We start from the raw sequence: 22,077 nt of genomic DNA, 5'->3' as shown, positions 1-22,077 counted from the left end.
CCTCGCTATCTCAATGCCGGGCTATCGGTAGAGAATGATGCTGATCACGCCGCCCAGTTCGTCCAGTTTCGCGCCTTCCTTCGGATAGCCTGTTATGTCGACCTCGCCCTTTGGGGAGCCATGGCAAGCCAGGCAGGTCTCATCGTAGTATTGCGGCACCATGACCCGGAAGGCCGGACGCCCGTCCGTTTCGACGGCAGCTGAATAAGCCTGGTCGCGCGGCCAGTCTGGCGCGAGCAGTTTTGATTTGATGATGGCGGTCTCCCAAACGTCCGGTCGCGCCTTTCGGTTGCGGATGCGATCGGGCGGTCCTGTGACCTTCACTTCAGCCTCCCCCTTTGCTCTGCGAGCAAAGGCTTCGTCGACTAGGCGCGCGAACACTGCCGGAATAAAACCTTTGAACCCCGTCCCCTTCGCGTTGATCGTTGTCTGATTTGCGTCCATGACCTCGACGATCGCGTCCATTTGGACGCGCAACAATCGGCCATGGCGGGATGCTGGGTCGACTGTCGACGGATCGACGCCGGTTGCCTTGCGATAGATTTCGCGAACCTGTTCGATCAGCGCGCCGCCGCTAAGGCCCTTGTCGCCGAGCTTTGGATCGTTGATCCGGTCCTGTTCGCGGGAGATGACAGTTTCGCCAGCGACCAGCATATCGGCCAGGCTATTGCCAATTAACAGATCTTCGCTCAGATCCTCTCTTTCCGGCGCCGCGCAAATCACCGACACCGGGATCGTGCCCATAAGCATAAGGGCTATCGTCGCTGTCACCCACGAATGCCTCGACAGGAACATCCCTTTGTCTCACAGTTGCTGAACGACTACAGGTCAGTCCCCCTCAATCGCAGCCAGAACCTTCGCCGGGGTGAATGGGACTGAGCGCAACCTCACGCCAAGGGCATCGAAAACCGCATTCGAGATCGCGGATGGCACGATCGTGGCTGCAGGCTCGCCCGCTCCCCAGGGCTTCTCGTTGGGGCGGTCAATAAGCTCGATGATGACGTCCGGTACCTCAGGGAAGGTGAGGATCGGGTAGGTTGCCCAATGCAGGCTCGTCACCGCCGAGCGGTCAAAGAGGACTTCCTCTTTCAACGTGCGGCTGACAGTCTGGATGATGTTTCCCTCAATCTGATTTGTCACACCGTCGGGGTTGATGATCTGCCCGCAATCGTGCACGACGAGAAACCGCTCCACCCGAATTTCTCCGGTCCTGCGGTCGACCTCAATTTCGGCGACCGCGCCTACATAGGTTCGGACTAGGTCATACTGGACGTAGCTAATGCCTCTTCCGGCAACAACATCGCCCTTAGCGTCTTTCCGAGGAGAGGTTCGTTTCTCCCATTTCGTAAGAACGGCCAAGCGTTGCAAAAGCTCTACGCCTCGCGGGTCACCAAGATGCTTCAAACGGAAGTCCAGCGGGTCTGCGCTGACGGACGCGGCCAGTTCATCCACAAAGCACTCGTTCGCGAAGGTGCTCTCCAGGCGACCAGGCGACCGCATCCAAGACCAGCGAAGCGGCGTCTCGTTAAGCATATGTGCCACCGTCCTGATGTTTGGGAAGGTGTAGGGGACCGCGGTATTGCGAACGACAAATTTGGGGAGTTGTTCAGTCATCCCAGGCAGATCGGCGAGTATTGCCGCGACGAGCGGAACTGGTCCGAAACTGTCGGGAAGGAAGAATTCCGACTCCCACGCGATTGTCCTTCCCTCCCTGTCAACTCCTGCGCGCAGGTCGATCAGGACCGGCGCACCTTTCGGGTCCCAACCGTGCTCGTCAGCCCGCATCCACTGGACGCGCACGGGTCTCCCGCCCACTGCGCGGGACAGAAGCGCGGCATCGCCAGCTGCGTCTTCGTGTCCGTTTCGACCGTAACAACCTGACCCTTCGATATAAAGGCAGCGTATATCGTCAGGGGAGATTGCCATCATCGCAGCGAGCTGTTTTCTGAGCCGGTGTGTCGCCTGCGACGCGCTCCAGCACGTGATCTTGCCGTCGTTGATTTCAACCACCGCGCAAGATGGGCCAATCGAGCCATGGGTGTGGATGGCGAAATCGTAGGACGCTGAAATGCGTTTCGACGCGTCGCTCAGCGCCTTGGCGCTGTTACCAACATTGGCGGTAACCTCATCGCTGTTGATCTTGGTGGCGCGAACGTGCTCCCAGAGGTGCGCGCGCTCCGGCAGTCCTTCCCATTTTGACCAGGTTGCCTTCAGCCGACGCGCCGCTTGAATGGCATCCCATTCGGTTGTTGCCACGACGCCAAGGAAGTTGCCGTCGCGCACCACCTTCACGAGACCAGGAACGTCTTTCACCGAAGACTCGTCGACATTCTCAAGTTTGGCGCCGATCGCCAACGGGCGGACCACGCGGCCATGCAGCATGCCGCCGACGCGGAAATCCTGCATGTACATGAACTGTCCGGTTGCCTTTGGCGGAATATCGAGACGTGGCACAGACTTGCCCACAACCGTGTACGACGCCGGGTCTTTTACCGGTGCGTCTTTGTCGACCTTCAGCGAGAACGTCCTGCCGCCGACGAGATCGGCACATGAAACGCTCTTGCCGCTGCTCTTGATCGCGCCGTTTTCAATCCGGAGTTCGTTCGGTGGCACGCCGAGACGCTCCGCGGCCATCTCAACGAGCGCCTTTCGCGCGGTCGCCGCCGCCTTCCGGATCTGCATTCCGCCGATTTGGATCGAGATGCTGCCCCAAGTGGGACCCTGGTCTGGCGTCAGCGCGGTGTCGCCCTGAATCAGATTTACCCGATCAATCGGAACCTCGAGTTCTTCGGCCACAATTTGTGTGAAGGCGGTGCGGACTCCCGTTCCGAGGTCGACTTTGCCGGAATAAACGGTGATTTGCCCATCAACGCCGACCGACAGAAATCCGTCGACTTCATCAAGGGAGACAGTCTTCTTTCGGGCGCTACCCTGCGCCAAGGCGGGGAGGACCTTGTCAACGAGGGTGAAGGTGACAAAGAGCGCGCCGCCGGTCTTCAACACGCCACGCCGGGTGGAGACAAAATCCAGCATCTCTGTCTCCTTTTTCTCAGGCGCTCCGGGCTGCCCGCTGCACCGCACGAATGATGCGAAGATGCGTGCCACAACGGCAAAGATTCCCGGTGAGCGCCTTCTTGATCTGCGGAACGGTCGGATTCTGGGTTTTTGCGAGGAGTGCGGTCGCCTGCATGATCATGCCGTTGAGACAGTAGCCGCACTGTGCTGCCTGTTCGTCGATGAAGGCTTGTTGAACACGCGAGGGCTTCTCCGGGGTGCCAAGTCCCTCGAGCGTCACCACCTTCCGATTTACGACCTTCGTGAGCGGCGTCTCACACGACAGTACCGGCTCGCCATCCAGAAGCACGGCACAGGTGCCGCACTGGCCCAGTCCGCAGCCGAAGCGCGGCCCCTTCAACTCAAGACTGTCGCGTAGGGCATAGAGAAGCGGCATGCCGGGGTCATCGACTATGACCACGATCGCGCGGCCATTTACCTCCAGCGAAACAGACGTGGGCATGAATATCCTCCCCACTATCCGTTTTGTGCTTATTTAAACTCTCTTATACACCTTTCGGCAGCCGGATTGAATGCCCAAGATGCTCCTCGGCCAAGTGTCCGGGGCGGGCCAACCTGAGAACTTCAACAAACCGATGCGCCTGGCGTAAACCGGACTCAGCCCTAGCGAGCAGCTGATTGAATATTCAGCCAGACGGATGCGACTGCTCCGGATCCCGCCGAATCTACGATTGAGGAGCGGAGGACCTAGTTGAGCAGAAAGTGCAGCACTAGTTTGCTGCTGTTGAGGTATGGCAGTGTGTCGATGAGACACAAGGGCGTTTCTGGTGCGGTGACCGCAAATCCGACTGAACAACCCACTGATTTCACTGGTGGGCCCGGCAGGACTCGAACCTGCAACCAGACCGTTATGAGCGGCCGGCTCTAACCATTGAGCTACAGGCCCCGCCGCGGGACGGCCGCGGGAGTGCGGCCGGCAACGGTGCGCGGTTCGTTTACAGGGCCTGAGGCGGGGGTGCAATCCTCAAGCGTTTTCAAAGCGAAGTGGTCCTCGGTTCGCGTCAGGAAAACGCGTCAAACATTGCGCCGTGATCGAGGGAACGCGGGCGCTGCGCGGAAAGCACCGCTTGTTGGATGATTGCTGGATTCGGAATAATGGCATTTTGCCACTGTTTTGCCCGACAAGTCAAACGGCCCTGACGATCATCCGACCGGTGCCCGTTTGGCGCTTCCGTAAGCCCCTGTGATTGCTCACGTCTTCTACTGTGCATGGGGTTGTTTTCGCACTTTTTGTTTTGAGAGGGCCTGTCGGCCCCCTCAAACGTCTTGCTGGTGGGCGACTTCCCCCGCGGTGGGCCCGCTGGCTAGTCCACCGACACCCCGGCGAACTCCACCACCTTGCGCCACTTCTCGGTCTCGTCAGTGACCAGCTTGCCGAACTCGGCGGGCGTCATTGGCCTCGGGATGCCGCCATTCTCGGTCAGCCGCGCGATCACCTTCGGGTCCTTCAGCGCTTCGCCGACGGCCTTGTTGAGGATCTCGATCACCTCACTTGGGGTGCCCTTCGGCACGGAGATGCCGTAGAAGCCGACCGATTCGAAGCCCGGCACGGTCTCGGCGATCGCGGGCACATCGGGAACGGTCGGCCAGCGCTTCGGCGAGGTGACCCCGAGCGCGCGGACATTGCCGCCCTTCACCTGCTCCAGCGCGGACGGCAGATTGTCGAAGATCAGCTGCACCTTGTTGGAGATGATGTCGGGGAAGGCGATCGCCGAGCCGCGATAGGGCACGTGGATCATGTCGCACTTGGTCATCGCCTTGAACAGCTCCGCCGACATGTGCACCGAGGTGCCGTTGCCGGAGGAGGCATAGGAGATCTTGCCCGGATTGGCCTTGCAATAGTCGATGAACTCCTGAACCGTCTTCGGCGGAAACGCGTTGGAGACGACCAGCATGTTGGTGAGTTGCATGATGCTCGCCACCGGCACGGTATCGCGCAGGAAGTCGAACGGCAGTTTCTTGTAGAGCGAGGTCGAGATCGCATTGTTGGGCGCGACGAACAGCAGCGTGTAGCCGTCGGCCGGCGAATTGACCGCAGCCGCAGCCGCGATGTTGCCGCCGGAGCCGGTGCGGTTCTCGACGATGAATTGCTGACCGAGGCGATCCGAGAGCGCCTGCGCCATGATCCGCGCCACGATGTCGACCGGGCCGCCCGCGGCAAAGCCGATCAGCCAGTGCACGGGGCGGTCGGGATAGGCCGCGGCGGCGGGAGGGGTGGTGTTGAAAAGACCCAAGAGGGCCGCGAGCCCAAACAAACCGTGACGCAAAATTCGCAACATGACGCCTCCCATTGTTCTATTGTCGTTATAGGGCATGCTTTCACAAAAACGCGCGGCTGCCTACATCGCCGCAAGTCGGTGTTGACGCAAGCCCGCCGGGAACGACCATGAGATTCGCTTCAATTATCCTTCTTGCAGCGGCACTGCTCTTAAGCCCCGCCGCCGCCCAAACCGGAGGCAACGCCATTCCCACCACGACACTCAGCTTGGGCACCGCGACACCCGGCGGCGGCTTCCCGCTCTATGGCAACGCCTTTGCCGAGGTGATGAACGCGGCCGATCCGGTCATCACCATCGCCCCGCGCAACACCAAGGGCAGCAACGAGAACATTCCGCTTCTGGAGAAGGGCGAGCTCGATCTCGCCTTGGTCGCAGGCGAGCCGGCCTATGAGGCTTTTGCCGGCATCGGCCGCGCGCCGGTACGCCTGAAGATTCTCACTGCGATCTATTCCAATCCCGGCATGTTCGTAGTGCGCGCCGACAGTCCCTACAGGACGATTGCCGATCTCGTCGGCCAGCCCGTCGCATTCGGCGCCAAGGGCTCCGGCCTGCCGATCCTGGCGCGCTATGTGCTCGATGGTCTCGGCCTGAAGCAGGACGGGGATTTTAGGGCGGTCTATCTCGACCGCGCCGGCGACGGCCCCGCGATGGTCGAGGACGGCCGCGTCGCAGCGCTCTGGGGCGCCGGCATCGGCTGGCCCGGTTTCGCCGCGGTGGCCTCGAGCGCATCAGGCGCGCGCTTCATCGCCCCAAGCGCGGAGGAGATCACGCGCATCCGCGCCAGGCATGCGTTCCTGAAGCCGCTGACCGTGCCGGCCGGCTCCTACCCGAAGCAGACCGAGCCGATCGCCTCGCTCGGCTCCTGGAGCTTTGTCCTCACGCGCGAAGATCTGCCCGACGATGTCGCCTATCGCCTCGCCAAGACGCTGCACGGCGCCGAGGCCACGTTCTGCAAAAAGCTCGCGCAGGCCTGCGAGACCACGGCCGCGAACACGGTCGCGGCCGCGCCGAAGCCGGAGCTGATTCATCCGGGCGTGACGAAGTATTTTCGCGAGATCGGCGTGGTGAAATGACGGTCGCCTAAAGCGACCGTCATTCCGGGGCGGTGCGTAGCACCGAACCCGGAATCTCGAGATTCCCCGGTGCGCAATTGCGCACCTGTGGTCTGGTCCTTCGGACCATCCCGGAGTGACGATCGCTTTAAGCGATCGTCACTTCTTCACCAGCGGACACGCCGGGTCCGGCGGCCCGAACGCCTTGTCGCCGGAGATCGTGGTGAGGATCTTGTAATAGTCCCACGGGTACTTGCTCTCCTCCGGCGTCTTCACCTGCACCAGCCAGAGGTCGTGCACCATCAGATTGTCCTCGCGCAGTTTGCCGTTGCGGGCGAAGAAGTCCTCGATCGGCTTCTCGCGCATCTTTGCCGCGACTTTAAGCGGGTCGTCGGTGCCGGTCTCCTTGATCGCGTTGAGATAGTGCATGACGCTGGAATAGACGCCGGCCTGCCACATCGACGGCATCTTGTTCATCTTGGCGAAATAGCGCTTCGACCATTCGCGGGTCTTGTCGTCCATGTCCCAGTAGAACGAGGTGGTGAGCAGCAGGCCTTGCGCGGCCTGCAGGCCGAGGCCGTGGATGTCGGTGATCAGCGCCAGCAGCGCCGCCATCTGCTGGCCGCCCTTGAACACGCCGAACTCCGAGCCGGTCTTGATCTCGTTCATGTTGTTGGGGGGGCCGGCGGCAATGCCGATGATCTTGGCCTTGGAGGCCTGTGCCTGCAGCACGAAGGAGGAGAGATCCGGCGTCGCCAGCGGCGGCCGCACCGAACCCAGCACCTTGCCGCCATTGGCGGTGACGACGCTCGAGGCATCGCGCTCCAGCGAATGGCCGAAGGCGTAGTCGTCGGTGATGAAGAACCAGCTGTCACCGCCGCGCTTGACCACGGCATCCGCAGTGCCGACCGCGAGCGCGCGGGTGTCGAACACCCACTGGATCGCGTAAGGCGAGCAGAACTTGCCGTGGAAATCGGCGGTGCCGGTGGAGTGGGTGATGAACAGCCGCTTCTTCTCGTTGGCGACGTTCTGCACCGCGAGCCCGACGGCCGAGACCGGCACGTCGACGATCAGATCGACCTGGTCGACGTCGTACCAGCGCCGCGCGATCGTGCCGCCGATGTCAGCCTTGAGCTGGTGGTCGCCGATCACGACGCTGATCGGCTTGCCGAGCACGGTGCCGCCGAAATCGTCGATCGCCATCTGCGCCGCCGTCACCGAGCCCTGGCCGGTCGGTGCGGAGGCCGGGCCGTTCATGTCGGTGAGCACGCCGATCTTGACGACGTTGTCGGACACCTGCGCCATGGCAGCACCCGGCAGCAGGGCCGCCGCCGAGAACATCCCGATAAAGGCGGCCGCGACCGGCAGTCCAAATCTCGTTGGCTTCACGTTTGTCCTCCCCTGACCCGGCGCGTTGGCCGGTGTTGCTTTTGCCGGGTACGGCCCGGCTGAATTGGTTTCTTTTGCAACTATTCAGGGGCGGGCGTCAATGTCAGGCCGCGAAGCGGATCTGTCCCGCCGGCGAGGGATCGTAGCCGGTCAGTTCCTCGGCGCGCTGGCGCAGCCGTCGTTCGTTGAGGAACCGGATCAGCGCCTGCATGGCGGGGCGGAAATAGCTGCGCTGCCGCATCGCAAGGTCGAAATTCTCCCAGACCAGCGGCACGAAATCGAGGCCGGCCGAGCGCGCCGCCGCGCGCGTCGCGATGCCGCAATCGGCCTGGCCGGCGCGGACCATTTCGGCGAGATCCGGCCCGGTGAGGGCCGGCGTCTCCACCCGGCGCAAATCGCGCGTCGTGGCGTCCGCGCGCTTCAGCAGCGCATCGAGCAGCATCTGCGCGCCTGTGCCTTGTTGTCGCATCGCCATCCTGGCGCCGACCGCGAGAACGTCGGCGAGCTCGCGCAGCCGTTTCGGATTGCCCGGCGGCAGCACGAGACCCTGCTCGCGGCGCACGAACGCGACCAAGAGCGCGTCATGCAGGTCCGGAGCGTTTTGCAGCGCCGTCACACTGGCGTCGGCGGCAAGATTGCCGGCGGCATCCAGGCTGTGGAAGTGCACGGCCACGGCCATCACCTCATCGCGCTGCAGGCGCTCGAGCCCGCGTGCGCTGCCCTCGCTCATCGATCCCAGGCCAGAGCCGGATTCGCGCAGGCTCCAGTCCAGCAGCTCGTCCTGGCTGCCGCCCATGACGGGTGGCGGCTCCGTGGTCAGCATGCCCGCCGGACGCGCGAGGCCCGAGAGGACCCAGAGGTCGAGCTCGTGCCGTGGGAAGAGCCACTTACCGGTCACCTTGCTGCAGGGGATCGCACCGGTGGTGACGAGTTCGTAGAGCTTGCGTTCGCCAAGTCGGAGATAGTCAGCGGCTTCACTGGTCGTCAGGAATTCCATCCTGCATTCCTATGCAAATTCTTGCTTCTTTTTGGACGTTCGTCGCAGGTGGAATTCTGCATTTCATTTTCTGTCCGCGGGAACCATGCCCGATCATCTCGTTGCTTTGCAACACATCCGCGCGCGCGATTTCTGCTTTGGTGAACGATCCTCAAGCGCTCGAATGGTACAGGCCTTGCGGCTGTCGCGAACGTGCATGCGATCGGCAGTTTTGCAATCGCCGTGCCGCTCCGTGCGTTGCCGAAATATCCCGGACGGCAGTGCAATGGCGTCACGAGTGCGGCGCAATCCATCATCATGATCGCGTCACATCGAAGGGAACCAGCTCATGGCCGCTCGCCGCCTGTCCGTTGCATTCGCGCTTCTCTGCGGCCTTGCTGTGGGTGTTGCGGCTTCCTTCGCGCAGGATCGTGCGATCGTGCTGGCCACCACGACATCGACGCAGGAGTCCGGCCTGCTCGATCATCTGCTGCCGATCTTCCGCGACAAGACCGGCATCGATGTGAGGGTGATCGCGCGGCGCGCCGACGAGGTGCTCGACGGGGCGCGAAAGGGCGAAGCGGACGTCGTGCTGACGCACGCACGGCCGCAGGAGGAAAAATTCGTCGCCGACGGTTTTGCCGCGAAGCGCTTCGACGTGATGTACAACGACTACGTGCTGATCGGGCCGAAGAGCGATCCCGCCGGCGTGAAGGGCAAGGACATCGCGACCGCGCTCAAGGCGATCGAGGCCAAGGGCGCGCCGTTCGTGACGCGCGGCGATCGCTCGGGCACCCACGCTGCGGAGCTCGCGCTCTGGATCGTCGCTGGCATCGACATCGCCGCCGCCAAGGGCGCCTGGTATCGCGAGGCCAAGCAGGGCATGGTCGCGGCACTCGAGGCTGCGCGCGCTGCGAACGGCTATGTGCTGTCGGACCGCGGCAGCTGGATCGCTTTCAGGGATCGCGGCGATCTCGATGTCGTCGTCGAAGGCGACAAGCGGTTGCTCAACCAATACGGCGTGATGCTGATGAGCCCCGAGAAGTTCCCGAACGTGAGGAAGGAGCTGGGGCAAACCTTCGTCGACTGGCTGATCTCGCCGGAGGGCCAGGCTGCGATCGCTGCCTACAAGGTCGACGGCCAGCAGCTGTTCTTTCCAAATGCGGACAAGACCGGCGGCTGAGATCCTCAGCTCCTGCGGTTGCCAAACCGGACGAGGCATGGTCCATCATGGCGCATGATCCAGCGCCTGCCGCCATCGCTGACGCCGCTCGACACCGCACTCGCCGCGTTGCTGCGAGGCGTTGATCCGGTCGCGCCGGTCGCATTGCCGCTGTCCGAGGCCATTGGCTGCGTCGCGGTGGGCGCGCCACGGCTAGCGGCCTATCCGTCTCATGACGTCGCCGCCGCGGACGGCTGGGCGTTGCGCGCCAACGATCTCGTCGGCGCATCCGCCTATGCGCCGCTGCCTTTGGCGACGGCTCCCGTCTGGGTCGATGCCGGCGATGCGATGCCGGAGGGATGTGACTGTGTGCTCGATGCCGACGCCGTGGAGGTATCGGGGCCGCTTGCGCAGGTGCTGGCGGAGGGCGTGCCGGGGCAGGGTATCCGGCGCGCCGGAGGCGACATTGCCGGCGGCACGACGGCCGGCGCGGAGGGATACCCGGTCGGTCCGGCCGACCTGTTGCTTGCGGGCGTCGCGGCGGTCGAGGGGCTGAGCGTACGGCGACCGCGGCTCTGCATCGTCAACGTGCCGGGCGCGACGACGACGGCGCATATGATCGCCGGCATCGCCCGTGCCGCAGGACTGGATGTGAGGACGCTCGAGGCCGCCGCGCGCGATGAAGCATCGATCGCAGATGTGCTCGATGCGTCCGCTTGCGACCTTCTGCTGACGGTCGGCGGCAGCGGCCTCGGTCGCCAGGATGCCGCGGTGACTGCATTGGCTCGTCGCGGCGAGGTGCTCGCCCATGGCCTTGCGCTTCAGCCCGGCCGCACCGCTGCGGTCGGACGGCTTGGCAAGGTTCCCGTCGTTGCCTTGCCCGGCTCGCCGGATCATGCGCTTGCGGCCTGGCTGGCGCTGATGCTTCCGCTCATCGATCGTCTGTCGGCACGGCAGCCGCGCCGGCAAATCACTCTGCCGCTCGCGCGAAAAATCGCATCCACGGTCGGCATCGCCGAAATCGCGCTGCTGGCCGAGGAACATCATGCCTGGATGCCGCTTGCCGTGGGCGAATGGCCACTCCAGGCCATCGCCCGTGCGGATGCATGGCTGATAATTCCCGCCAGCCACGAGGGATTTGCGGCGGCTACGCCCGTCGATGCTTATCTGATGCAGGAGTGATATGGGTTCCGGCATGTCGATGATCCCGCAATCGCAAGGCCGCAGCGCGCTCGAACAGGAGCAGTTCCTCAAGATCCTCTCGCGCGAGGAAGCCCTGGCGCGCTTCGAGGCGGCTTTGTTCCCGCGGGCGCTTCCGAGCGAGACGCGCAAGCTCGCTGCTGCGCTCGGTGCGGCACTCGCCGAGGACATCACTGCGCCGATCGACGTGCCGCCGTTCGACCGTTCGAACGTCGACGGTTTTGCCGTGCGCTCGGCCGATCTCGCGACAGCCGGCGAAGGTGCACCCAGGCGCCTTGCGTTGAACGCCGAGACCATCCACTGCGGCACCGTGCCGAGGATGCAGGTCGCCGCGGGCACCGCCACACCGATTGCCACCGGCGGCCCGGTGCCGCGCGGCGCCGATGCCGTGGTCATGGTTGAGCATACCCAGCCGGCCGGCTCCGATGCGATCGACGTCCGCCGTGCCGTCTCGCCCGGACAGTTCGTGTCCTACGCCGGCTCCGACATTGCGCGCGGCGAGGCGCTGCTGCGCGCCGGCACAATGATCGGCTCGCGCGAGATCGGCATGCTGGCGGCCTGCGGCATCGCGGAGGTGACTGTCGCGCGAAAACCGCGTGTCGCGGTGATCTCCACCGGCGACGAGCTGGTCCAGCCGGGCGAGGCGCTCGCGCCCGCGGAGATCTACGACACCAACGGCGCGATCGTTGCGGCCGCGATCGACGAGAACGGCGGCGAGGCGATCTTCCTCGGCGCCATTCCCGACGATGAGGCCAAGCTCGAAGCCGCGATGCGGCGCGCGCTTGAAGACGCCGACATGCTGGTGCTGTCGGGCGGCACCTCGAAAGGCGCGGGCGATCTGTCCCATCGCATCATCGGCCGGCTCGGCCAGCCCGGCATCATCGCGCATGGCGTCGCGCTCAAGCCCGGCAAGCCGCTGTGTCTTGCGGTCTGCGACGGCAAGCCGGTGGTGATCCTGCCGGGCTTTCCGACCTCGGCGATGTTCACCTTCCACGACATGATCGTGCCGGTGCTGCGCAGGATGGCCGGCCTGCCGCCGCGCTCCGATGCCAAGGCCAGCGCGACCGTGCCGGTTCGCATCGCCTCCGAGCTTGGTCGCACCGAATTCGTCATGGTCTCGCTGGTCGAAGGCAAGAATGGCCTGATCGCCTATCCCTCCGGCAAGGGCTCTGGTGCGATCACGTCCTTCGCGCAGGCCGACGGATTCCTGCGCATCGATGCGCTCGCCGACCAGATGCCGGCCGGGACCGAAACCGAGGTGACGCTGTTCACGCCGCATGTGCGGGTGCCCGATCTCGTCATTGTCGGCAGCCATTGCACCGGCCTCGATCTCGTCACCGCACAGCTTGCGCATGCCGGCCTGACCGTGCGTTCGATCGCGGTCGGCAGCCTCGGCGGCCTTGCGGCGGCCAAGCGCGGCGAATGCGATCTCGCGCCGATCCATCTGTTCGATGACAAGAGTGAGACCTACAACACGCCCTATCTCGTCGCGGGGCTCGAACTCGTCCCCGGCTGGCGGCGGATGCAGGGCATCGTCTTCCGCAAGGACGACACGCGGTTCGAGGGCCTGAGCGCAAAGGATGCTGTTGCCGCCGCGCTCGCCGACCCCGCCTGCATCATGGTCAACCGCAACCAGGGCGCCGGCACGCGCATCCTGATCGACCGGCTGCTCGGTGGTGCACGCCCGGAGGGCTACTGGAACCAGCCGCGTTCGCACAACGCCGTTGCCGCGGCCGTTGCCCAGCACCGCGCCGATTGGGGCATGACCATTGCGCCGGTCGCCCATGCGGCCGGCCTCGGTTTTATTCCGCTCGCGGAAGAGCATTATGATTTCGCGCTGGTGACGGCGCGCAAAGACCGTCCGGCGGTGCAGGCGTTTCTCACCGCGCTCGGCTCGGACGAGGCGCGTGCGGCACTGGAGCGAGCAGGCTTCCGGCCTGCGTAGACGACGCGGCATGCAAGCCGCGCGACAGGGTGGGGATGCGATGGCAAGGCCGCTTTCGGTTGCGATCGTTGGTGCCGGCATGGGCGGGCTTGCGACCGCCGCAGCGCTTCGCCGCGTCGGCATCGACGTCATGGTCTACGAGCAGGCCTCCCAGTTCGCCCGCATCGGCGCCGGCATCCAGATCGGCTGTAACGCGATGAAAGTGCTGCGCGCGCTCGGGTTGGAGGCGCGGATGCGCGAGCACTCCTTTTATCCGCGGTCCTGGAACAATCGCGACTGGAGGAGCGGCGACATCAAGTTCGACATGATTTTCGGCGAGAGCGCGGAGGAGAAGTTCGGCGCGCCCTATCTGCTCGCCCACCGCGGCGATCTCCATGCATCGCTTGCGAGCGTAGTGCCGCATGAATTGGTAAAGCTCAGCCACAAACTGGTCGGCCTGGATGACACCGGCGATGGCGTCCGGCTGACCTTTGCCGACGGCACCAGCGCCGTTGCCGATGCCGTGGTCGGCGCGGACGGCGTGCATTCGACGGTACGCGACATCCTGTTCGATACCGCGCCGGCCAGGTTCACCGGCCGCATCGCCTACCGCACCACATATCCGGCCGCACTGCTCGGCGGGGAGAAGATCGACGACTGCACGAAGTGGTGGGGCGAGGACCGCCACATCGTGATCTATTACGTCAAGCCGGATCGCAGTGAGGTCTATCTCGTCACCAGCCAGCCCGAGCCGGATTTCCGCATCGAGTCATGGTCGGAGAAGGGCGATGTGCGCGATCTGCGTGCCTCCTTCGAAGGCTTCCATCCGCAGGTCGGTCAGGTGCTTGCGGCGTGCCCCGACGTGCACAAATGGGCGATCATGGATCGCGAGGCGCTCGATCGCTGGGCCGACGGCAAGGTGACGCTGCTCGGTGATGCCTGCCATCCCATGACGCCCTACATGGCGCAGGGCGCGGCCATGGCGATCGAGGATGCCGCCGTGCTGTCACGCTGCCTGGACGGTGTCGATCGTGACGGCCTCGCCGATGCGTTCCGCCGCTTCGAGGCGACGCGGAAAGGGCGGACGACACGAGTGCAGGAAACCTCGCGCGCCAACACTTGGCTGCGCGGCCGGACCAATGCGGACTGGGTCTATGGCTATGACGCGTGGAATGTGCCGCTAGCGGCGTAGCGGTCAGGAGGCGTCCGTCAGCGCCCGGCGCTGCTCGGCTTCCGCGAGCGCCCGTTCGGCGGCGGGCGGCAACACCTTGGGATCGGCAGGCACGTCGACGAACTTGTCGCTGCCGGTCACTTGGGCGGCCAGGCGCTTGGCGTTGTTTGGGAAGAGCACGAAATCCAGAAGCTCGGCGATCAACCGGAACACGAGGAGGATAAAGCCCCAGATGATCTCGACCAGGATGCTGATGAGGAGGTCGATCATGGTGAATCGGTTGTGAGATTGCCCGCGATGACCGTTAGTCGCACCCCGGCTCCAGCCGGTTCATGGGAGGGTCTACCGCCCGCCGGCCTCATCCAGCGCCGCCAGCCGGTCGGCCTCCGCGATGTCGTCCATGGTATTGGCATTGAAGAAGGGATCGAGCGGCGTGGTCGGCCAGGTCACGGTGGCGAGCTTATACCGGGCGGTCCAGCGGTCGATTTTCCTGATGTCCTCCACGACCAGCGCGTGGCGGAGCTCGTCGCGCAGCGCGACGCTCCACAGGCCGATCACGGGATGCGATTGGCCGTCGGAGGCGGCGACGGCGAGCTGGGCGTTCTCATCGGTGAGCGCGCGATGCAGCCGCGCCACGAGATCACGCGGCAGGAACGGGCAGTCGGCGGCGGCGCTGAGCACCAGCGGCACGTTCGGGCGGTTGGCGGCGACCCAGTCGAGCGCAGCGAGGATGCCGGCCAGCGGGCCTGGAAAATCCGCGACGCCATCGGCGATCACGGGCAGGCCGAACGCGGCGAAGCGCGCGGGATCGCCATTGGCATTGAGCAGTAGCTCGGTGCATTGCGGCTTGAGGCGCGTGATCACGCGCTCCAGGATGGTGCGCCCGCCGATGGTGCGCATCGGCTTGTCACCACCGCCCATGCGGCGGGCAAGCCCGCCGGCCAACAGCACGGCAGGAATTTCAGTCGTCACCACCTTCACCCTTGCGCTTGTGCTTGGCCGATTCTTCCTCGACGTAAGCGAGGTTCTGGTCGTAGACGATGCGCTCCTCGCCCGCGAGCACGATGAAGCGCTTGCCGCGCGTGCGTCCGACCAGCGTCAGCCCGACCTGCCTGGCGAGATCGACGCCCCAGGCGGTGAAGCCGGAGCGCGACACCAGGATCGGAATGCCCATCCGCACGGTCTTGATCACCATCTCCGAGGTGAGGCGTCCCGTGGTGTAGAGGATCTTGTCGGAGGGATCGACGCCGTGGCGATACATCCAGCCGGCGATCTTGTCGACGGCATTGTGCCGGCCGACATCCTCGGTGTAGCAGAGCGGCGTGCCTTCCTTGCACAGCACGCAGCCATGGATCGCGCCGGCCTCGAGGTACAGCGAGGGCATGGTGTTGATGGTCTGCGTCATCTGGTAGAGCCAGGAGGTGCGCAGCTCGGCCTTCGGCAGTGCGACGCTTTCAACCGCCTCCAGGAGGTCGCCGAAGGCGGTACCCTGCGCGCAGCCCGAGGTCTGGGTGCGCTTCTTCAGCTTGGCTTCGAAATTGGTGTGGTGCTCGGTGCGCACCACGACCACCTGGAGGTCGTCGTCGTATTCGACCTCGGTGACCGCGTCGTTATATTTCAGCATGTTCTGGTTCAGCAGGTAGCCGAGCGCCAGATATTCGGGGTAGTCGCCGATCGTCATCATGGTGACGATCTCCTGGGAATTCAGGTAGAGCGTCAGCGGCCGCTCCATCGGGACCTTGATCTCGACCCTGGCGCCGGTCTGGTCGGTGCCGGCCACGCTCTGGGTCAGGCGCGGGTCGTCCGGGTTGGGGACGATCAGGGGCACCGGGGCTTTGTCGATCTTCATCATGGCCGCGAGGTTAGCATGACATTCGGGTCAAGCCGATATAAGCATGCTCAAGACGATGGAGAAGGCGGTTCCGGCTGCGTCGTGCGGCTGGCGGAGATCGAGTTACGATGAAAGTCATCGGCCTTGCAGGCTGGAGCGGTGCGGGAAAGACCACGCTGTTGACGCGGCTGATCCCGCATTTCAACGCGCAAGGCCTGCGCGTCTCCGTCATCAAGCATGCGCATCACCAGTTCGACGTCGACGTGCCCGGCAAGGATTCCTGGCGGCATCGCGAGGCCGGGGCGGCCGAGGTGCTGGTGGCCTCGTCGAATCGCTGGGCCTTGATGCATGAATTGCGCGGCGCGGCGGAGCCGCGGCTGCCGGAATTATTGAGCAAGCTCTCTACTGTCGATCTCGTCGTGGTCGAAGGCTTCAAGCGCGAGCCGCATCGTAAGATCGAGGTGCATCGCGCCGCCAACGGCAAGCCGCTGCTGTTTCCGGACGACCCCGGAATTGCCGGGATCGCGACCGACACCGCCATTGAAACCCGGCTGCCGACCGTCCATCTCGATGATATCCCCGCTGTGGCCGCGCTGCTGCTGCGTGCGGCGATGCCGGTCGAGGAAGCGGTGGCAAGAAGCGCCGCGACACGCTGACGAGGCACCATGGCGCAACTGTCGGACGATTGCTTTGCCTTCGGCGGACCGATGATGTCGGTCGACGAGGCCGTTGGCCTGATCACCACGCGCGTCAACGCGATCACCGATCTGGAAACCGTGGCGCTCGTCGATGCCGACGGACGCGTGCTGGCGCATGATCTCGCGGCGCCCCTGCCGCTGCCGCCGTTCACCAACTCTGCGGTCGACGGCTACGCCGTGCGCAACGTGGATCTTCCGCAAGCTGTGGAGCAGGCGTTCCCGATCGACGGCCGCATCCAGGCCGGCTGTCTTGCGCAAACACCGATCAAGCCCGGCCACACCGCGCGCATCTTCACGGGTGCGCCGATGCCGCCGGAGGCCGAAACCGTCTTCATGCAGGAGGATGTCCGCATCGACGATTCCGGCCGGATCGTGCTGCCGCCGGGGCTGAAGCCGGGCGCCAATGTCCGCCCCGCCGGCGAGGACATTCCCAAGGGACAGGTTGCGCTACGCGCCGGCCAGCGCTTGCGGCCGCAGCATGTCGCGCTTGCCGCGGCGTTCGGCCTTGTCAGGCTCGACGTGGTCAGGCGCATCCGCGTCGCGGTGTTCTCGACCGGCGACGAGCTGGCCTCGCCCGGCGAGCCGCGCGCGGCCTCGCAGCTGTTCGATTCCAACCGTTTCATGCTGATGGCGATGCTGCGCCGGCTCGGCTGCGAGGTCAGCGATCTCGGCATTTTGCGCGACGAGCGAACGTCGCTTGCGAGTGGCCTGAAGCAGGTGGCAGGCGCGCATGATCTGATCCTCACCACCGGCGGCGTCTCGACCGGCGAGGAGGACCACGTCAAGGCGGCGGTCGAGAGCGTCGGCTCGCTCGTGCTGTGGCGGATGGCGATCAAGCCGGGCCGTCCCGTGGCGATGGGCATCATCGGCGGCACGCCGCTGATCGGATTGCCCGGCAATCCCGTCGCGAGCTTTGTCACCTTCGTCCATGTGGTGCGGCCGACGGTGCTGGCGCTGGCGGGTGGGCTGCCGGAGCCGCTGTTGCCGATCCCGGTGCGTGCGGCGTTCACCTACAAGAAGAAGATCGGCCGCCGCGAATATGTCCGCGTTTCCCTGCGCAAGGGGCAGGACGGTGCGCTCGAGGTAACCAAGTTTCCGCGCGAGGGTGCGGGGCTCTTGTCGTCGCTGGTCGAGACCGACGGCCTGGTCGAGCTCGGTGAAGCCGTCACGGGCGTCGAGCCTGGGCAGAGCGTCGGCTTCCTGTCCTACGCCGACCTGATCTGATGCCCCGCGCGTTGACGCCGCCGGCCCGCCCCGCCATGTTGCCGCGATGACCAGGACGACACTCGATCTCACCGGGCTGAAATGCCCGCTACCGGCCCTCAAGACCCGCAAGGCGCTCAAGCCGCTCAAGGCAGGGGACCAGCTCGAGGTCCACTGCACCGATCCCCTCTCGGTGATCGACATCCCCAACCTGATCCGCGAGACCGGCGACAAGGTCGAGATTACCGAGCGCAACGAGGCCCGCATCGTGTTCCTGGTCGAAAAGAGCGACGGCCCGTAGAAAGGCGAATGTTCACCGCCGCACCGCTTGACTATGCTGCGCCCACGGGGGAAACGGCCGGAGCTTCGCTGCAGTGCGAAAAGGCCCCGGTTGTTGCGGTGGATGATCTCAAACCTAAGACGTCGGGCATGACTTTCTCAACATCGAAGGCAAGCGCAGCCGCAGGTTCCGCGGCGGCCCGCGAGCCTGCCGTCAAGCTCGGCAAGACGGCCACAGGTCCCGAGTTCAGCGCATTGGCTCAGGCCTCCATCCTGATCGTCGACGACGAGCCGGGCATGCGCAATTTCCTGGCGCGCACGCTCGCGCCGCGCTGCAAGCTGGTGGACGAGGCGGCCGACACGGATCAGGCCTCGCGCAAGCTCGATTCCAACCGCTACGACGTCGTCATTCTCGACAACATCATGCCGGGCAAGAACGGCGTCGATTGGCTCGCAGAGCAGCGCGCTGTCGGCTTTTTCGCCGACGCGATCCTGATCACCGCCTATGCCGACCTCGACACCGCGATCCAGGCCCTGCGCGCTGGCGCGGCCGATTTCGTGCTCAAGCCGTTCCGCTCCAACCAGATCCTCAACGCGGTGGCGCGATGCCTCGACCGTGTCCGCCTCCAGCGCGAGAACTACGTCCTGCGCTACGCTTTGCGCGCCTCGTCCGACCGCACCTTCCTGCGCGACAACCTGATCGGACAGTCGGCGCCGACGCTGCGCGTGCGTGAGACCATCGCACGCGTCGCGCGCCTGCCGACCTCGGTTCTCCTTACCGGCGAATCCGGCACCGGCAAGGAAGTGGCGGCGCGCTCGATCCACTCGCTCTCCGACCGCGCCGACAAGCCCTTCGTGCCCGTGAATTGCGCGGCGATCCCGCCCGAGATGATCGAGGCCGAGCTGTTCGGACACATCAAGGGCGCCTTTACCGGCGCCGATTCCGGCCGCGAAGGCCTGTTCCTGTATGCGCATGGCGGCACGCTGTTCCTCGACGAGATTGGCGAGCTGCCGCTGCCGATGCAGAGCAAGCTGCTCCGCGTGCTCGAGGATCGCCGCGTCCGTCCCGTCGGCTCCGAGCGCGAGGTTCCGGTCGACCTGCGCTTCATCTTCGCAACCAATGCCGAGCTTCAGAAAGAGGTCGAGAAGGGCCGCTTTCGAGCCGATCTGTTCTACCGCCTCAACGTGATGCAGATCCACCTGCCGCTCCTGAAGGATCGCGGCGACGACGTGCAGGAGCTCGCCGCCATCTTCATGAGCAAGCTGTCGACCCAGCTCGGCATGCCGCCGGTCCCGATCGACGCTTCGGTGCGCGCGGCGCTCGCAAGCTATGACTGGCCGGGCAATGTGCGCGAGCTGCGCAATTTGATCGAGCGCACGCTGATCCTCGGCGCTTTCCCTGACGACTTCGCCGGTCCCCGCAACGACGGCCAGTCCGCGCCCGCCGACAGTCTCGCGGAGCTCGAGCGCCGTCACATTCTCGGCGTGCTGAAAGAGGTCAATGGCAATCGCGAGGAGGCGGCGCGGCGGCTCGGTATCTCGCGCAAGACCATCGACCGCAAATGCGCGTTGTGGGATGTCTGATGCGGCCGGCCGCAGCGATGAGCCCGTGCGGGGACGCTCCGTGCGCTTCCGGCTGCTCGCGATCGCGCTGCTGCCGATGCTGGTCATCCTGCCGCTCTTGCTCGGCGTTGCGATCTATCGCTGGAATGCAAAATTCGACGCGACCTTGATCTCCAAGGTGAACGGCGATCTCACCATCGCCCACCAATATCTCGCCCGTATCCTCGAAAAGACCGGCGTCCAGCTCCGGGCGCTCAGCCTGTCGGCCCGCTTCCAGGAGGTGCTGGCGCCGGATGCGCGCGGCTCCCTGCCCGATCTGCTCGACGAGACCCGCAAGGAAATCGGTCTCGACTTCCTGTATCTGACCAACGGCCGCGGCGACATCCTGGCCTCATCGCCGCCGTTGCAGCATCAACCGAGAAACGACTGGCCGATCATCATGTCGGCGCTGTCGGGTCAGGTTCCGGCGACGGGCGTCGATATTTTCGGCAATGACGAGCTCGCCGCGATCTCGCCGACCCTGGCTGAGCGCGCGCGCCTCGACCTCGTGCCGACGCCGAACGCGGTGCCGACCGACCGCAGCACGGAGACGCGCGGCATGGTCGTGCATGCGGCGAGCCGCGCGATGCTGCCTGACGGCGGCGCCGCGGCGCTGGTCGGCGGCACGCTGCTCAACCAGAATCTCGAATTCATCGACACGATCAACGACCTCGTCTATCGCGCGGCGAGCCTGCCGGAGGGCAGCCAGGGCACCGCGACGCTGTTCCTGGAGGACGTGCGGATCTCGACCAACGTCCGTCTGTTCGAGGGACGGCGCGCGCTCGGCACGCGCGTCTCGGCGGCGGTACGCTCGGCCGTGCTGGGCGAGGGACGCACCTGGCTCGACAGCGCCTTTGTGGTCAATGACTGGTACATCTCCGCCTACGAGCCGCTGGTCGACAGTTATGGCAAGCGCGTCGGCATGCTCTATGTCGGCTTTCTGGAGAAGCCTTTCAGCGAAGCCAAATACCAGACACTGCTGATCGTCATCGCGGCGTTCATCGCAATCACGGCCGCGACGGTGCCGATCTTTCTGCGCTGGGCGAGCTCGATCTTCATGCCGCTGGAGCGCGTCACCGCGACGATTGGCGAGGTGGAGCGGGGGAACCTCTCCGCCCGCACCAAGATGCCTGTCTCGGGTGACGAGATCGGCCGCGTCGCGGTTCATCTCGACAGCCTGCTCGACCAGATCCAGGAACGCGACCGGCAGCTCCGGGAATGGAACGAGGAGCTGAATGTCCGCGTGCGGGAGCGGACGCGGGACCTCGAGCACGCCAATCTCAAGCTCGAGACAACCACCAAGCAGCTCATCATGTCGGAGAAGCTGGCTGCGATCGGCGAGATCACCGCGGGCGTCGCACACGAGATCAACAATCCGATCGCGGTGATGCAGGGCAATCTCGACGTCATCCGCAGCGTGTTCGGGACCGATGCCGACAAGGCGAAGGTCGAGTTCCGCCTGCTCGACGAGCAGATTCACCGCATCAGCCAGATCGTGACCAAGCTGTTGCAGTTTGCAAGGCCGGAGGAATATGCCGGCTATGTCGAGCGCCATGCGCCGGCAAGCATCATTTCGGACTGCCTGCCGCTGGTGCAGCATCTGCTGAACAAGACCGATATCGCGGTCATCAGGGACGACCGCGCCAGCCGGCTGGTGCTGATGAACCGCAACGAACTGCAGCAGGTGCTAGTCAATCTGATCGTCAACGCGATCCACGCCATGCCGGATGGCGGAACCGTGACGCTCCGCGCCTTCGATGCCGAGCGTGACGGTCATCAAGGCGTCGCCATCGAGGTCGCCGACACCGGCATCGGCATGAGCACTGAGGTGATCGAAAAGATCTTCGATCCCTTCTACACGACGAAACGGCGGCAAGGCACCGGGCTGGGCCTCTCCATCAGCCAGACGCTGATCAAGCGCCAGGGCGGGCAAATCACGGCGGAGAGCCGCGTCGGTTCCGGGAGTACATTCACGGTGTGGCTGCCCGAGGCGGCTTGATTGGACATTTTGTCCGAGGATTTCAGGACATTTTGTCCGGCGCGGCACATTGCGCTGCGGGAAGTCATTGATTCGTCATGGCGCGACATCTGGCACGCGCGTTGCTCATCCCAAGACAGGGTGTTGAGGGGGATGAGGGCGCGATAGCCGTCACTGCAACGCTGCTTGCGAGGCGAAGGGACATCACCCGCGATCAGCTGCTTGCTCGGCGCACACGACGAGATGCGCGCCAGACGA

The 22,077-nt window shown here is 64.8% G+C and carries 19 protein-coding genes and 1 tRNA gene; 10 read left to right on the top strand and 10 right to left on the bottom strand.

Translation table 11 applies throughout. The annotated features are described in order from the left end of the window. Nucleotides 1-21 precede the first annotated feature (21 nt). The 5 genes from JQ592_RS31145 to JQ592_RS31125 all read right to left on the bottom strand — a co-directional run bounded on the left by JQ592_RS31145 (nt 22) and on the right by JQ592_RS31125 (nt 5,354). Nucleotides 22-750: a Tll0287-like domain-containing protein gene (locus JQ592_RS31145; protein WP_211406560.1), complete on the bottom strand. Its 729-nt coding sequence runs from the start codon at nt 748-750 to the stop codon at nt 22-24. A gap of 78 nt (nt 751-828) precedes the next feature. Continuing rightward, nucleotides 829-3,033 (bottom strand): xanthine dehydrogenase family protein molybdopterin-binding subunit, encoded by a 2,205-nt coding sequence (locus JQ592_RS31140; RefSeq protein ID WP_211406559.1) that lies wholly within the window; start codon nt 3,031-3,033, stop codon nt 829-831. Between the two features lie 16 nt (nt 3,034-3,049). After that, a complete protein-coding gene (locus JQ592_RS31135) occupies nt 3,050-3,517 on the bottom strand; it encodes a (2Fe-2S)-binding protein (RefSeq protein ID WP_211406558.1) in 468 nt (155 codons plus the stop codon). Between the two features lie 368 nt (nt 3,518-3,885). Continuing rightward, nucleotides 3,886-3,961, bottom strand: a tRNA-Ile gene (locus tag JQ592_RS31130). 418 nt (nt 3,962-4,379) lie between these two features. Continuing rightward, nucleotides 4,380-5,354: a Bug family tripartite tricarboxylate transporter substrate binding protein gene (locus JQ592_RS31125; RefSeq protein ID WP_211406557.1), complete on the bottom strand. Its 975-nt coding sequence runs from the start codon at nt 5,352-5,354 to the stop codon at nt 4,380-4,382. A gap of 107 nt (nt 5,355-5,461) precedes the next feature. On the opposite strand from JQ592_RS31125, the gene JQ592_RS31120 reads away from it, so the two are divergent. After that, nucleotides 5,462-6,427: a TAXI family TRAP transporter solute-binding subunit gene (locus JQ592_RS31120; RefSeq protein WP_211406556.1), complete on the top strand. Its 966-nt coding sequence runs from the start codon at nt 5,462-5,464 to the stop codon at nt 6,425-6,427. A gap of 138 nt (nt 6,428-6,565) precedes the next feature. Here the strand turns inward: JQ592_RS31120 and JQ592_RS31115 are convergent, their stop codons facing one another. Beyond that, nucleotides 6,566-7,795 (bottom strand): ABC transporter substrate-binding protein, encoded by a 1,230-nt coding sequence (locus JQ592_RS31115; RefSeq protein WP_211406555.1) that lies wholly within the window; start codon nt 7,793-7,795, stop codon nt 6,566-6,568. A gap of 103 nt (nt 7,796-7,898) precedes the next feature. Beyond that, nucleotides 7,899-8,792, bottom strand: coding sequence for a helix-turn-helix transcriptional regulator (locus tag JQ592_RS31110; RefSeq protein ID WP_211406554.1), 894 nt, complete (start codon nt 8,790-8,792; stop codon nt 7,899-7,901). Nucleotides 8,793-9,120: 328 nt separating this feature from the next. Here JQ592_RS31110 and JQ592_RS31105 point away from each other — a divergent pair, with 328 nt between their 5' ends. From JQ592_RS31105 to JQ592_RS31090, 4 genes are read left to right on the top strand one after another with little or no spacing between them, the layout of a single operon-like run. Next, nucleotides 9,121-9,954: a substrate-binding domain-containing protein gene (locus JQ592_RS31105; protein WP_211406553.1), complete on the top strand. Its 834-nt coding sequence runs from the start codon at nt 9,121-9,123 to the stop codon at nt 9,952-9,954. A 54-nt stretch (nt 9,955-10,008) separates the two neighbouring features. Continuing rightward, nucleotides 10,009-11,115: a molybdopterin-binding protein gene (locus tag JQ592_RS31100; protein WP_211406552.1), complete on the top strand. Its 1,107-nt coding sequence runs from the start codon at nt 10,009-10,011 to the stop codon at nt 11,113-11,115. Nucleotides 11,116-11,128: 13 nt separating this feature from the next. Continuing rightward, complete coding sequence (locus JQ592_RS31095; protein WP_246820782.1) at nt 11,129-13,078, top strand: molybdopterin biosynthesis protein; 1,950 nt, start codon at nt 11,129-11,131, stop codon at nt 13,076-13,078. A gap of 40 nt (nt 13,079-13,118) precedes the next feature. Then, a complete protein-coding gene (locus JQ592_RS31090; RefSeq protein WP_211406550.1) occupies nt 13,119-14,249 on the top strand; it encodes an FAD-dependent monooxygenase in 1,131 nt (376 codons plus the stop codon). 3 nt (nt 14,250-14,252) lie between these two features. Here the strand turns inward: JQ592_RS31090 and JQ592_RS31085 are convergent, their stop codons facing one another. From JQ592_RS31085 to fdhD, 3 genes are all read right to left on the bottom strand, one after another. Beyond that, nucleotides 14,253-14,498, bottom strand: a complete 246-nt coding sequence (locus tag JQ592_RS31085; RefSeq protein ID WP_211406549.1) for a hypothetical protein — start codon at nt 14,496-14,498, stop codon at nt 14,253-14,255. A gap of 72 nt (nt 14,499-14,570) precedes the next feature. Further along, nucleotides 14,571-15,209 carry a molybdenum cofactor guanylyltransferase MobA gene (mobA, locus tag JQ592_RS31080; protein WP_211406548.1) on the bottom strand — a complete coding sequence of 213 codons (639 nt, stop codon included), beginning with the start codon at nt 15,207-15,209 and terminating at the stop codon, nt 14,571-14,573. After that, nucleotides 15,190-16,080: a formate dehydrogenase accessory sulfurtransferase FdhD gene (gene fdhD, locus JQ592_RS31075; RefSeq protein ID WP_211406547.1), complete on the bottom strand. Its 891-nt coding sequence runs from the start codon at nt 16,078-16,080 to the stop codon at nt 15,190-15,192. Before fdhD ends, mobA begins: the two co-directional genes overlap by 20 nt. A 107-nt stretch (nt 16,081-16,187) precedes the next feature. On the opposite strand from fdhD, the gene mobB reads away from it, so the two are divergent. The 5 genes from mobB to JQ592_RS31050 all read left to right on the top strand — a co-directional run bounded on the left by mobB (nt 16,188) and on the right by JQ592_RS31050 (nt 21,840). Further along, a complete protein-coding gene (gene mobB / locus JQ592_RS31070) occupies nt 16,188-16,715 on the top strand; it encodes a molybdopterin-guanine dinucleotide biosynthesis protein B (RefSeq protein ID WP_211406546.1) in 528 nt (175 codons plus the stop codon). A 9-nt stretch (nt 16,716-16,724) separates the two neighbouring features. Continuing rightward, nucleotides 16,725-17,981, top strand: a complete 1,257-nt coding sequence (locus tag JQ592_RS31065; RefSeq protein ID WP_211406545.1) for a molybdopterin molybdotransferase MoeA — start codon at nt 16,725-16,727, stop codon at nt 17,979-17,981. A gap of 46 nt (nt 17,982-18,027) precedes the next feature. Further along, the gene (locus JQ592_RS31060) at nt 18,028-18,261 is read left to right on the top strand and encodes a sulfurtransferase TusA family protein (RefSeq protein WP_018643991.1); all 234 of its coding nucleotides are present in this window, start codon (nt 18,028-18,030) and stop codon (nt 18,259-18,261) included. Between the two features lie 128 nt (nt 18,262-18,389). Then, nucleotides 18,390-19,823: a sigma-54-dependent transcriptional regulator gene (locus JQ592_RS31055; protein WP_211406544.1), complete on the top strand. Its 1,434-nt coding sequence runs from the start codon at nt 18,390-18,392 to the stop codon at nt 19,821-19,823. Continuing rightward, nucleotides 19,816-21,840, top strand: a complete 2,025-nt coding sequence (locus JQ592_RS31050) for a sensor histidine kinase (protein ID WP_211406543.1) — start codon at nt 19,816-19,818, stop codon at nt 21,838-21,840. The genes JQ592_RS31055 and JQ592_RS31050 overlap by 8 nt, the downstream gene beginning before the upstream one ends. Nucleotides 21,841-22,077 lie beyond the last annotated feature (237 nt).

Origin of the sequence: Bradyrhizobium iriomotense, assembly GCF_018129405.1 — a bacterium.
In the GTDB taxonomy this organism is placed as follows: Bacteria; Pseudomonadota; Alphaproteobacteria; order Rhizobiales; family Xanthobacteraceae; genus Bradyrhizobium; species Bradyrhizobium iriomotense_B.
Note: the sequence above shows the minus strand (reverse complement) of the source record. Positions and strands in the feature narration are given on the sequence as shown.

What these genes read in the sequence shown, in the direction of transcription:
- JQ592_RS31095 (WP_246820782.1), top strand. Translation starts at nt 11,129, where the DNA reads ATGTCGATGATCCCGCAATCGCAAGGCCGCAGCGCGCTCGAACAGGAG.
- JQ592_RS31120 (WP_211406556.1), top strand. Translation starts at nt 5,462, where the DNA reads ATGAGATTCGCTTCAATTATCCTTCTTGCAGCGGCACTGCTCTTAAGC.
- JQ592_RS31060 (WP_018643991.1), top strand. Translation starts at nt 18,028, where the DNA reads ATGACCAGGACGACACTCGATCTCACCGGGCTGAAATGCCCGCTACCG.
- mobB (WP_211406546.1), top strand. Translation starts at nt 16,188, where the DNA reads ATGAAAGTCATCGGCCTTGCAGGCTGGAGCGGTGCGGGAAAGACCACG.
- JQ592_RS31105 (WP_211406553.1), top strand. Translation starts at nt 9,121, where the DNA reads ATGGCCGCTCGCCGCCTGTCCGTTGCATTCGCGCTTCTCTGCGGCCTT.
- JQ592_RS31140 (WP_211406559.1), bottom strand. Translation starts at nt 3,033, where the DNA reads ATGCTGGATTTTGTCTCCACCCGGCGTGGCGTGTTGAAGACCGGCGGC.
- JQ592_RS31050 (WP_211406543.1), top strand. Translation starts at nt 19,816, where the DNA reads ATGTCTGATGCGGCCGGCCGCAGCGATGAGCCCGTGCGGGGACGCTCC.
- JQ592_RS31085 (WP_211406549.1), bottom strand. Translation starts at nt 14,498, where the DNA reads ATGATCGACCTCCTCATCAGCATCCTGGTCGAGATCATCTGGGGCTTT.
- JQ592_RS31145 (WP_211406560.1), bottom strand. Translation starts at nt 750, where the DNA reads ATGCTTATGGGCACGATCCCGGTGTCGGTGATTTGCGCGGCGCCGGAA.
- JQ592_RS31100 (WP_211406552.1), top strand. Translation starts at nt 10,009, where the DNA reads ATGATCCAGCGCCTGCCGCCATCGCTGACGCCGCTCGACACCGCACTC.
- JQ592_RS31090 (WP_211406550.1), top strand. Translation starts at nt 13,119, where the DNA reads ATGGCAAGGCCGCTTTCGGTTGCGATCGTTGGTGCCGGCATGGGCGGG.
- JQ592_RS31065 (WP_211406545.1), top strand. Translation starts at nt 16,725, where the DNA reads ATGGCGCAACTGTCGGACGATTGCTTTGCCTTCGGCGGACCGATGATG.
- JQ592_RS31110 (WP_211406554.1), bottom strand. Translation starts at nt 8,792, where the DNA reads ATGGAATTCCTGACGACCAGTGAAGCCGCTGACTATCTCCGACTTGGC.
- fdhD (WP_211406547.1), bottom strand. Translation starts at nt 16,080, where the DNA reads ATGATGAAGATCGACAAAGCCCCGGTGCCCCTGATCGTCCCCAACCCG.
- JQ592_RS31135 (WP_211406558.1), bottom strand. Translation starts at nt 3,517, where the DNA reads ATGCCCACGTCTGTTTCGCTGGAGGTAAATGGCCGCGCGATCGTGGTC.
- JQ592_RS31055 (WP_211406544.1), top strand. Translation starts at nt 18,390, where the DNA reads ATGACTTTCTCAACATCGAAGGCAAGCGCAGCCGCAGGTTCCGCGGCG.
- JQ592_RS31125 (WP_211406557.1), bottom strand. Translation starts at nt 5,354, where the DNA reads ATGTTGCGAATTTTGCGTCACGGTTTGTTTGGGCTCGCGGCCCTCTTG.